The following is a 9,416-nucleotide window of genomic DNA, read 5'->3' as shown; positions in this document are numbered from 1 at the left end:
GGTCAGCCTCCGATCGCGGACATCGGACGGGTCGGCTGGAGGAAGGTGGGGTCGTCGATGCCGTGCCCGGCGCGCTTGCCCCACATGGCGGTGCGCCAGCGTCGGGCCAGCTCCTCGTCGTCCGCGCCACCACGCAGTGCGGCCCGCAGGTCGGACTCCTCGGTGGCGAAGAGGCACGCGCGGACCTGGCCGTCGGCGGTCAGCCGGGTGCGGTCGCAGTCGCCGCAGAAGGGGCGGGTGACGCTGGCGATCACGCCCACCCGGGCCGGGCCGCCGTCGACCAGCCAGGTCTCCGCCGGGGCCGCGCCGCGTTCGGCGGGATCGGGGCTGAGGTCGAATCGGGTACGCAGGGACGCCAGGATCTCCTCGGCCGTGACCATCGTGTCGCGGTCCCAGCCGTGCTGGGCGTCGAGCGGCATCTGCTCGATGATCCGTAGGTGGTAGCCGTGGTCCAGGGCGAAGCGGAGCAGGGCCGGCGCCTCGTCGTCGTTGACGCCGCGCATCAGCACCGAGTTGATCTTCACGGGGTCGAGGCCGGCGGCGGCGGCCCCGGCGAGGCCGGCGAGCACCGCGTCCAGCCTCGGACGACGGGTGAGCTTGGTGAACCGGGCCGGATCGAGCGTGTCGAGTGAGACGTTCACCCGGTCCAGGCCGGCCGTACGCAGAGCCGGGGCGAGCCGGTCCAGGCCGATGCCGTTGGTGGTGAGGGAGATCCGTGGGCGGGGCTCGACGGCGGCGACCGACGCCACGATGTCGACCAGGCCCGCCCGGATCAGCGGCTCACCGCCGGTGAACCGCACCTCGGTCACGCCGAGCCGCTCGACTGCCAGCCGGACCAGCCGGACGACCTCCGTGTCGGTGAGCAGCTCGGGGCCGGCCAGCCAGGGCAGCCCCTCGGCCGGCATGCAGTACGTACAGCGCAGGTTGCACTTGTCGGTCAGGGACACGCGCAGGTCCCGGGCGACGCGGCCGTACCGGTCGACGAGGACGCCGTCGGTCCGCGGGGCGACGCTCACCTGTCGACCGTAGCGCGCCCGACTCGGCCCAGGGCGGCGCGGGCGTTCTCGACGACCGGATCGCGCCAGCCGCCGCCGAACAGCGCGGTGTGCACGAGCAGCAGATGCAGCTGGTGCAGGGGCACCCGTTCACGCCAGCCGTCGGGCAGCGGCCAGGCCTCCCGGTAGGCGGCCAGCACCCGGTCCAGATGCGGGACGCCGCCGAAGAGCGCCAACTGGGCGAGATCCGTCTCGCGGTGCCCGCCGTGCGCCGCCGGGTCGACCAGCCACACCCGGTCGTCCGTCCCCCACAGCACGTTGCCCGGCCACAGATCGCCGTGGATGCGCGCCGGCGGCTCGTCGCCGCCGAACTCTCCCAGTCGGCCCAGCACCTGCTCGACGAGCGCGGCGTCCTCGGGGGTCAGCGCGCCACGGTCGACCGAGCGCCGCAGGTGGGGGGCGAGTCGCCGTTCGGCGAACCACGTCGACCAGGGGCCGTCGTCGGCGGTGTTGTCCTGCGGGAGCGCCCCGATGAAGCCGGGCCAGGGTGCGCCGAAGGCGGCGGCGCCGGCCCGGTGCAGGTCGGCCAGCTCGCGGCCGAAACGCTCCGCCGCCTCCCTCGTCGGCTCGCCGGGCTCCACCCAGTCGAGCGCCAGCAGGTCGGGCAGCGCCACGAGCACCTCGGGTACGCCGACCGCGCCCGCCTCCCGCAGCCAGCGCAACCCGGCCGCCTCGACCTCGAAGAAGCTTTCCGGCACCGGCCGGTCGGCCTGTTCGGGCCACGACTTGGCGAAGACGGAGTGCCCGTCGTCGAGGGTGAGCCGGGCCGCCGCGCAGATGCTCCCACCGGCGACCGGGGTCTCCCGGATCCGTTGGTGGGTCCGGAACGTCGGCAGGTGTGCCGGGTGCGCGCGCAGGTACGCCAGGTCCATCAGCGCACGGTAACCGCTCCCCGTGACACATCGGTGTCGTGTGAGCACATCGAAACGCGCCTACCTGCGTCAATACGCTCAGTAACTGTGGATAAGCCGCGTGTCGTCCACAGGGGCGGCGGGGACGGCTGCGCGGGTCGCAGGCTCCCGGCATGACCTCGACCGACCGTGCCCAGCTCGCCGTCCGCTCACCCGCCGACCTGATCGCCGCCGTGCCGTACCTGCTCGGTTTCCATCCCGCCGACAGTGTCGTCGCGGTGGCGCTGCGCGGCCGGCAGATCATCTTCGCCGCCCGTGCCGACCTGCCGGACCCGTCCACCGATCCGGCCGAGCCGGCCCGGCACCTGGCCGGGGTGATCCTGCGCCAGGGCGCGGAGGCGGCCACGGTGGTCGGCTACGGGCCTCCCGAACGGGTGACACCGAGCGTGGACGCGGTGCGTCTCGCCCTCGCCGGTGTCGGGCTGGAGGTGCTCGACGCGCTGCGGGTCACCGGCGACCGCTGGTGGTCCTATCTCTGCGTCGAGGCCGACTGCTGCCCTCCCGAAGGCCGGCGCCACGACGCCTCGGCCAACCAGGTGACCGCCTCGGCGGTGTTCGCCGGCCAGGTCGCCCTTCCTGACCGGGCCGCCCTCGCGGCGCAGGTGGCACCGGTGTCCGGCGACGCCCGGCTGGCGGCCCGCGCCGCCACGGTCCGCGCCCGGCTGAGGCTGACCGAGCTGGTCGGGCAGGCGCCCGCGAGTGACCTGCTCGGCGGTCGGGCCCTGCGCTCCGCCGGGGTGGCGGCGGTCCGCGCGGCGCAGCGCGCGCAGGGGCGGGGCGTACGGCTCGACGACGAGGAGGTGGCCTGGTTGAGCGTGCTGCTGACCCACCTGCCGATCCGTGACCACGCCTGGGAGCGCACCGATGGTCGGGATCGGGACATCGCGCTCTGGACCGACGTGCTGCGCCGGGCCGAACCGGAGTTGACCGCAGCGCCGGGTGCGTTGCTGGCGTTCGCCGCGTGGCGAGCCGGGCAGGGTGCGCTGGCGGCGGTGGCGCTGGAGCGCACGCTGAGTCTGACTCCGGACTACTCGCTCGCCCTGCTCCTGGACGACCTGCTGCGGCGCGGTGTGCCCCCGTCGGAGCTGGACGGTTGGCCGTCGGTCGGCATGCCCGGGGTGGTCCGCCCGCGCAGGAGGCGTCGACGTGGCCGAGGCTGACCGGTGTCGCGCGGCCCTCGTGTGTCTGTCGCGTCACTCCGTCGGGCCTCCCGACCTCGTCGCGCTCTTCCTCGACGGCGCTCGACCACGCTAGGCGGCGGCCCCGGCACGCGCCGACGGCCCGTACGCCCGGTGTGGTCCGTCGAAGGATGTAGCGGACGTTCGTTCCACGGGGCGAGTCAACAGGCGTGACGTCGCCGCAGAATCAGCAGATGACCCCACCACGTGAACGTCGCGCATGAGTGTCGGACTGCTGCTGTCACTCGCCGGCCTGGCACTTGTCGACAGCACCAGCATCGGCACCCTCTTCATCCCGGTCTGGCTGCTGCTCACGCCCGGGACGATCAACGCACGGCGGATCCTCGTCTACCTCGGCACGATCGTCGTCTTCTACTTCGGGGTCGGGCTGCTGCTCGTCGTGGGCGGCAGCCGGCTGGCCGACGTGCTCGGCGGGGCGCTGGACAACCGGCCGGTGCTCTGGGCGCAGCTCGCTCTCGGGGTCGGGCTGTTCGCGTTGAGCTTCCGCTACGACGGCAAACGACGTCCGCGCGGCGGCGGCGTGCTGCGGTGGCGGGACCGGGCGACCTCCGGAGACTCCTCGACGCGCTGGCTGGTGGGGCTGGCGCTGCTCGCCGCGCTCGCGGAGGTGGCGACGATGCTGCCGTACCTCGGCGCGGTCGGCCTGCTGACCACCTCCGGGCTCGGCGCGGCGCAGATCGTCGGGTTGCTCGCCGGCTACTGCCTGGTCATGGTGGTGCCGGCGGTGCTGCTGCTGGGGGCGCGGCTGGCGTGGCCGAAGCTTGTCGAGCCGGTGCTGGGCCGGCTCAACGCCTGGATCGCGCGGCACTCCGGCGGCGTGCTCGGCTGGATCCTCGGCATCGCCGGGTTCCTGCTGGCCCGCGACGCCGTGCTCCGGCTGGGGCTGATGGACGAGCTGGTGATCAGACTGTGATCCGCTCGGGGCGGGCGTAGACGTTCATCGTGTTGCCGCGCAGGAAGCCGACGAGCGTCATGCCCGCCTCCTCGGCCAGCTCGGCGGCGAGGGTGCTCGGCGCGGACACGGCGGCCAGCAGCGGCAGGCCGGCCATCCACGCCTTCTGGGTCAGTTCGAAGCTGGCCCGGCCGGAGACCAGCAGCAGGTGCCCGGCCAGCGGCAGCCGGCGTTCCCGCACCGCCCAGCCGATCACCTTGTCCACCGCGTTGTGCCGGCCGACGTCCTCGCGGAGCACCACGAGGTCGCCGGCCGGGGTGAACAGCCCCGCCGCGTGCAGTCCGCCGGTGCGGTCGAAGCCACGCTGGGCGGCCCGCAGCCGGTCGGGCAGTTCGGTGAGGAGGGCGGCCGGCACGGTGAGCGGATCCGCCGCGACCGGGTACAGCGAACGGGTGCGGACCGCGTCGATGCTGGCCTTGCCGCAGACCCCGCAGGAACTGGTCGTGTAGAAGTTCCGGGAGGGGTCGGTGGTCGGTTCCGGTACGCCGGGGGCGAGCACCACGTCCACCACGTTGTACGTGTTCGGCGTCTCCGCGCCGGCACAGAGCTGGGCGGTCAGCACGTCGTCGGTCGACCGGATCAGCCCCTCGGTGAGCAGGAACCCGATGGCCAGGTCCAGGTCGTCGCCGGGCGTACGCATGGTGACGGCGAGGGGGCGGCGTCGGCCGGGGCCGGCGGCACCGACCCGGATCTCCAGCGGCTCCTCCACCGCGAGGGTGTCCGGCCGTCGGACGGCTCCACGTCCGTCGGCCTCCGCGTCGAGGTCGATCCGGAGTACGCCCCGTCGGTCAGTCGCCCGTCCCATCCCGCCATCCTGCACCCCGCAGCGGTACGTCCGCACACGCACCGGCATCGGCCGCCGGCCGAGGCTGGCACGGCTACCGTGGCCGGATGGGGTCGTACGCCGTCGTGGTGCTCGCGGGTGGGGCCGCCCGACGGATGGGTGGGGTGGACAAGCCCGCGCTTCCGGTCGGCGGCCGGTCGATGCGTGACCGGGTGCTGGCCGCCGTCGTCGACGCGGTGCCGCGCGTGCTGGTCGGGCCGGCCGAGTCGGTCCCGCCCGGTGTGCGGGTCACCCGGGAGGCGCCGCCCGGTGGGGGACCGGTCGCCGCGGCGGCGGCGGGGCTGGCGCTGCTCGGTCCCGACACGACGGTGGTCGCGTTGCTCGCCGCCGACCTGCCGCTGCTCACCCGAGCGGCGGTCGGCGAGCTGCTGACCCACCTCGACGAACAGCGGCAGCTCGACGGGGTGTGCTTCGTCGACGCCGACGGTCGTCGGCAGTCGCTGTGTGGGGTGTGGCGGGTCGCCGCGCTGCGCGCCGGGCTGGACCGGCTGGCGGCGGAACGTGGCGGCGACCTGGCCGGGGCGTCGGTACGGGCGCTGCTGGGCGGCCTCCTCGTCGGGGAGGTGCCCTGGGCCGGCACCGGCCCGCCGCCGTGGTTCGACTGCGACACTGACGAGGACGTACGCCGGGCGGAGGAGTGGGTGCGATGACGGTCATGGACGACTGGGTCACGGCGGCCTGCGCCGAGTTGGACCTGGACGCGACCCGGGTGCCCGTGTCGGCGGTGCTGGACGTCGCCCGCGACGTCGCCCACCAGGTGCTGCGGCCGGGTGCGCCGGTCAGCGCGTACCTGCTCGGTCTGGCGGTGGGTCGGGGCGCCGACCCGGCGGACGCCGCGGCCCGCCTCAGCGCCCTCGCGGCCGGCTGGCCGGTCGAGCTGGGTGCCGACCGCGCCGACCCCGGCTCGATGTCCGATCCCGGTCCGGCCTGATTCGACAGCCGCACGGCGTGGGTAGGGTGGCCGTGACGGACGGAGGCGATCATGACGGCTGACCACCCCTCGGCGCCGGACGGTGAGCTGCCTGGCGGAGCGGCGGAATCGATTCTGCTCGACGAACCCAGCAGCACCGACCTGCGGGCCAAGGTGACCGAGGCGTGGCAGGAGTTCGCCCGCGCCCTGGCCGTACGTCTGCCGGGGCTGCCCGCGGGCGCGCACCTCGAGCTGACCCTGGATCCGACCGCCTCCGGTACGGGGGACGCCGTCTACTCGATAAGCGTGGACGTGGACGATGCCGGCGGCCTCTCCGCGCGGGCGGTCGGAAATGCCGCACTGCCGGCGGGCTACCGGCTGGACCGCGCCGCGGTGGCGGACATGATCGCGCTCGGCTGGTCGCCGCCGGGTGTGGTGACCGGTTCGGGCAACGCGTTCGGGCTGGACGGTACTGCGGCGGAGGCACCCCGGATCGCCGCGCTGCTCGCCCGGACGTTGCGGGACGTCTACGGTGCCCCGCACCCGGCGTTCCTCGTCTACCTGGTGCACGACGCCGAGGGCGAGCCGCTGGCCGTGGAGGCGTTGGGCACCGCGCGCAGCGAGTTCGGCCCGGACGCCGACGTCGAGGCCGACCTGGAGGAGGCGCTGGCCGAGGCCGCCGCAGCGCAGGTGGAGCGGGACGACGTGCTCGACCTGGCCGAGCGGGTGCGGACGGTCGTGTCCACCATGCTCAAGTCGGACACCGACCGGTTGCAGATCGACTCGGACGGCGACATCACCATCCGCGCCGGCTCGGCGATGGTCTTCGTCCGGGTGCGCGACAACCCGCCGCTGGTGGACGTCTTCTCCCCGGTCCTGACCGAGGTGGAGCCGACCGAGCGGCTCTACGTCAAGCTCTCCGAGCTGACGAACCGGATGCCGATCGGGCGGCTGTACTGCGCCGACGACACGGTCTGGGCGTCGATCCCGGTGTTCGGCCGCAACTTCCAGGCGACGCATCTGATGCTGGCCGTGCAGGTGATGACGGGCCTCGCCGACGAGTTGGACGACCGGCTGCACGGCGAGTTCGGCGGCAAGCGGTTCTTCGGCGAGGGCGACAAGCCGGTCCGCCGTGACGAGTCGGACCACCGCACCGGCATGTACCTCTAGGAGACGTCCAACAGCGTCTTGCCGACCGTCGCGCGCGCCTCGATGGCGGCGTGCGCGTCGGCGGCGCGTTCCAGCGGGAAGCGTTGGCCGATCAGCGGGCGTAGCCGGCCGGCCGCCGCGTCGGCGAGGGCCTGCCGGGTGTACGCCCGCAGGCGCTCGGGTGACACGTCCGGGCGGACCAGCGTGACCTGTCGTGCTGCGGCGGCCTCGGGCGTGACGGGGGACCAGGTGCCGCTGGCCAGCCCGTAGCTGGCCATGCGCCCACCGGGTTCCAGCAGGTCGAACGCCGTCGCGGCGACGTCCCCGCCGACGCCGTCGAACACCACGTCGACACCGCCCATCTCGTTCCGGACGCGCTCGGCCCAGCCTGGCCGGCGGTAGTCGACGGCCAGTTCGGCGCCGAACCCGGGCAGCAGGTCCACCTTGCGTGCTCCGCCGGCGACGCCGATCACCCGCGCGCCGGCCCGGGTTGCCAACTGCACCAGCAGGCTTCCCACGCCACCCGCGGCGGCCTCCACCAGCACGCGGTCGCCGGGGCGTACGCCGACGCCGTCGACGAGCATGGTGGCCGTTCGCCCGTCGGCCAGCAGGGCCACCGCCTCGTCGAGGGCCAGGCCGGTGGGCACCTCGAACGGCGCGGACGCATCCACGACCGCGCGTTCGGCGTACCCGCCGGAACCGCCGGTGGAGCTGATCACCTGTCGGCCGATCAGCGTCGGGTCGACGTCCGCCCCGACGGACGTGATCACGCCGCCGACGCCGTTGCCGGGGATCAGCGGGGGTGTGACCCGGAACGGGCCGGGCCAGCCGGAGCGCTGCTGGGTCTCGATGAAGGTGATGTTGGCGTGGGCGACGTCGATCGACACCTGGCCGGGGCCGGGCGTCGGGTCGGGTGCCGTGCCGGGCACCAGCGCCTCCGGCCCACCGAACTCACGTAACCAGATCGCTCGCATGAAGTCCCCCTCGCGTCGTTCCAGGCCGCCAGGAGTCCAGCACCTCAACGCGGCTTGAGGTCAAGCCCCGGTGGACGGGCCGACGCCCGGGGACTCGACCAGCCGGGACAGGACGATGGTGCTGCGGGTGGAGGTCACGAAGGATTCCGCGCGCAGCCGCTCCAGGGCCGCCTCCAGGTGGGCGATGTCGGCGGCCCGCAGGTGCACCAGCGCGTCCGCCTCGCCGGAGACGGTGTACGCGCCGACCACCTCCGGGTGCCGGCGGGCGGCCACGCCGATCTGCGCCGGAGTGGTCCGACCCGCGCAGAACAGCTCGACGAACGCCTCGGTGGTCCAACCGACGGCGGCCGGATCTACGACGGCGGTGAATCCCCTGATCACGCCTGTGGCGCGCAGTCGGTCGACGCGGCGCTTGACCGCCGGGGCGGAGAGTGACACCCGCGTGCCGATGTCGGCGTACGACGCACGGGCGTCGGCGACGAGTAACGCAATGATCCGCTGGTCTACCGCGTCAATCTGCAACGTTCCGCCTCTGGGAAGCAATGGTTGTGGCTGTTACCAAAGTTCTACGGTACCTACTGTTAGTGACCGTGAACCAGCAGCGAGTCTCGCGAAAGCGGACATATCTCATGTGCTCGCCCGAGCGCTTCGCGGTCGAGTACGCGATCAATCCGTGGATGGACGTGACCACCCCGGTGGACCGGGACCTGGCCGTCAAGCAGTGGGACCGGCTGCGCGAGACGCTCGTCGGCCTCGGGCACGACGTGCACCTGCTCACCCCCGAGCCGGGCCTGCCGGACATGGTCTACGCCGCCAACGGCGCGTTCATGGTGGACGGCAGCGTCTACGGCGCCCGTTTCAAGCACGAGCAGCGGGCCGCCGAGGCCGCCGCGCACCACGCCTTCTACGAGGCGCAGGGCCTGCGGTTCATCGCCCCGAGCGAGACCAACGAGGGTGAGGGCGACTTCGCGTACGTGCCGGAGGCGCACGGCGGCCTGATCCTGGCCGGGCACGGCTTCCGCACCGAGGTCCCGGCGCACGCCGAGGCGCAGGAGGCGCTGGGTCGGCCGGTGGTGTCGCTGCGCCTGATCGACCCCCGGTTCTACCACCTGGACGTGGCGCTCGCCGCCATCGACGACTCGAACGTCGTCTACTTCCCCGGAGCGTTCTCGGCGGCCAGCCAGCGGGTGCTGACCCAGCTCTTCCCGGACGCCGTGCTCGCGGATGACGAGGATGCCATGGCGTTCGGGCTCAACCTGGTCAGCGACGGTGCGAACGTCGTGCTCAACAGCGAGGCCACCCGGCTGGCGGGCAAGCTCAAGGCCGCCGGCTACCACCCCGTCCCGGTCGAGTTGGGTGAGCTGAAGAAGGGCGGCGGCAGCGTGAAGTGCTGCATCGCCGAACTACGGCACTGATCCACGG

General features: G+C 73.6%; 11 protein-coding genes. 6 read left to right on the top strand and 5 right to left on the bottom strand.

Translation table 11 applies throughout. The features are described from left to right. Nucleotides 1–2: 2 nt before the first annotated feature. Both moaA and ABZS77_RS00610 read right to left on the bottom strand, forming a co-directional pair. On the bottom strand, nucleotides 3–1,016 hold the full coding sequence (gene moaA, locus ABZS77_RS00615; RefSeq protein WP_354814990.1) for a GTP 3',8-cyclase MoaA: 1,014 nt from the start codon (nucleotides 1,014–1,016) through the stop codon (nucleotides 3–5). After that, nucleotides 1,013–1,927: a fructosamine kinase family protein gene (locus ABZS77_RS00610; RefSeq protein ID WP_354814987.1), complete on the bottom strand. Its 915-nt coding sequence runs from the start codon at nucleotides 1,925–1,927 to the stop codon at nucleotides 1,013–1,015. The genes moaA and ABZS77_RS00610 overlap by 4 nt, the downstream gene beginning before the upstream one ends. 152 nt (nucleotides 1,928–2,079) lie before the next feature. Here ABZS77_RS00610 and ABZS77_RS00605 point away from each other — a divergent pair, with 152 nt between their 5' ends. Together ABZS77_RS00605 and ABZS77_RS00600 are read left to right on the top strand one after the other, a co-directional pair. Then, entirely contained in the window at nucleotides 2,080–3,126 is a 1,047-nt protein-coding gene (locus ABZS77_RS00605; protein WP_354814984.1) for a DUF4192 domain-containing protein, read from the top strand. 238 nt (nucleotides 3,127–3,364) lie between these two features. Further along, nucleotides 3,365–4,078 (top strand): GAP family protein, encoded by a 714-nt coding sequence (locus ABZS77_RS00600; RefSeq protein ID WP_354814981.1) that lies wholly within the window; start codon nucleotides 3,365–3,367, stop codon nucleotides 4,076–4,078. Here ABZS77_RS00600 and fdhD read toward each other — a convergent pair. Beyond that, complete coding sequence (gene fdhD, locus ABZS77_RS00595) at nucleotides 4,068–4,922, bottom strand: formate dehydrogenase accessory sulfurtransferase FdhD (protein ID WP_354814978.1); 855 nt, start codon at nucleotides 4,920–4,922, stop codon at nucleotides 4,068–4,070. The two genes, ABZS77_RS00600 and fdhD, sit on opposite strands and share 11 nt — an antisense overlap. Nucleotides 4,923–5,008: 86 nt before the next feature. Between fdhD and ABZS77_RS00590 the strand changes: the two genes are divergently transcribed. Genes ABZS77_RS00590 through ABZS77_RS00580 form a run of 3 tightly spaced genes read left to right on the top strand, consistent with a single transcriptional unit; the run spans nucleotide 5,009 to nucleotide 7,041 of the window. Then, complete coding sequence (locus ABZS77_RS00590) at nucleotides 5,009–5,611, top strand: NTP transferase domain-containing protein (RefSeq protein ID WP_354814975.1); 603 nt, start codon at nucleotides 5,009–5,011, stop codon at nucleotides 5,609–5,611. Then, entirely contained in the window at nucleotides 5,608–5,892 is a 285-nt protein-coding gene (locus ABZS77_RS00585; RefSeq protein WP_354814972.1) for a DUF6457 domain-containing protein, read from the top strand. Before ABZS77_RS00590 ends, ABZS77_RS00585 begins: the two co-directional genes overlap by 4 nt. A gap of 51 nt (nucleotides 5,893–5,943) precedes the next feature. Further along, entirely contained in the window at nucleotides 5,944–7,041 is a 1,098-nt protein-coding gene (locus tag ABZS77_RS00580) for a hypothetical protein (RefSeq protein ID WP_354814969.1), read from the top strand. On the opposite strand, the gene ABZS77_RS00575 is transcribed toward ABZS77_RS00580, so the two are convergent. Beyond that, nucleotides 7,038–7,994 carry a zinc-binding dehydrogenase gene (locus ABZS77_RS00575; protein WP_354814966.1) on the bottom strand — a complete coding sequence of 319 codons (957 nt, stop codon included), beginning with the start codon at nucleotides 7,992–7,994 and terminating at the stop codon, nucleotides 7,038–7,040. The two genes, ABZS77_RS00580 and ABZS77_RS00575, sit on opposite strands and share 4 nt — an antisense overlap. 60 nt (nucleotides 7,995–8,054) lie before the next feature. After that, a complete protein-coding gene (locus ABZS77_RS00570; RefSeq protein ID WP_354814963.1) occupies nucleotides 8,055–8,516 on the bottom strand; it encodes an Lrp/AsnC family transcriptional regulator in 462 nt (153 codons plus the stop codon). A 20-nt stretch (nucleotides 8,517–8,536) separates the two neighbouring features. Between ABZS77_RS00570 and ddaH the strand changes: the two genes are divergently transcribed. Continuing rightward, nucleotides 8,537–9,409 carry a dimethylargininase gene (ddaH, locus tag ABZS77_RS00565; RefSeq protein WP_354814960.1) on the top strand — a complete coding sequence of 291 codons (873 nt, stop codon included), beginning with the start codon at nucleotides 8,537–8,539 and terminating at the stop codon, nucleotides 9,407–9,409. Nucleotides 9,410–9,416: the final 7 nt, after the last annotated feature.

Source organism: Micromonospora sp. NPDC005298 (assembly GCF_040607375.1).
In the GTDB taxonomy this organism is placed as follows: Bacteria; Actinomycetota; Actinomycetes; order Mycobacteriales; family Micromonosporaceae; genus Micromonospora.
This window is presented reverse-complemented; position numbering and strand designations above follow the sequence as displayed.

Bases quoted from the DNA above. Each gene is read 5' to 3' on its own strand.
- fdhD (WP_354814978.1), bottom strand. From the start codon at position 4,922: ATGGGACGGGCGACTGACCGACGGGGCGTACTCCGGATCGACCTCGAC.
- ABZS77_RS00600 (WP_354814981.1), top strand. From the start codon at position 3,365: ATGAGTGTCGGACTGCTGCTGTCACTCGCCGGCCTGGCACTTGTCGAC.
- ddaH (WP_354814960.1), top strand. From the start codon at position 8,537: ATGGTTGTGGCTGTTACCAAAGTTCTACGGTACCTACTGTTAGTGACC.
- ABZS77_RS00605 (WP_354814984.1), top strand. From the start codon at position 2,080: ATGACCTCGACCGACCGTGCCCAGCTCGCCGTCCGCTCACCCGCCGAC.
- ABZS77_RS00575 (WP_354814966.1), bottom strand. From the start codon at position 7,994: ATGCGAGCGATCTGGTTACGTGAGTTCGGTGGGCCGGAGGCGCTGGTG.
- ABZS77_RS00580 (WP_354814969.1), top strand. From the start codon at position 5,944: ATGACGGCTGACCACCCCTCGGCGCCGGACGGTGAGCTGCCTGGCGGA.
- ABZS77_RS00585 (WP_354814972.1), top strand. From the start codon at position 5,608: ATGACGGTCATGGACGACTGGGTCACGGCGGCCTGCGCCGAGTTGGAC.
- ABZS77_RS00590 (WP_354814975.1), top strand. From the start codon at position 5,009: ATGGGGTCGTACGCCGTCGTGGTGCTCGCGGGTGGGGCCGCCCGACGG.
- ABZS77_RS00610 (WP_354814987.1), bottom strand. From the start codon at position 1,927: ATGGACCTGGCGTACCTGCGCGCGCACCCGGCACACCTGCCGACGTTC.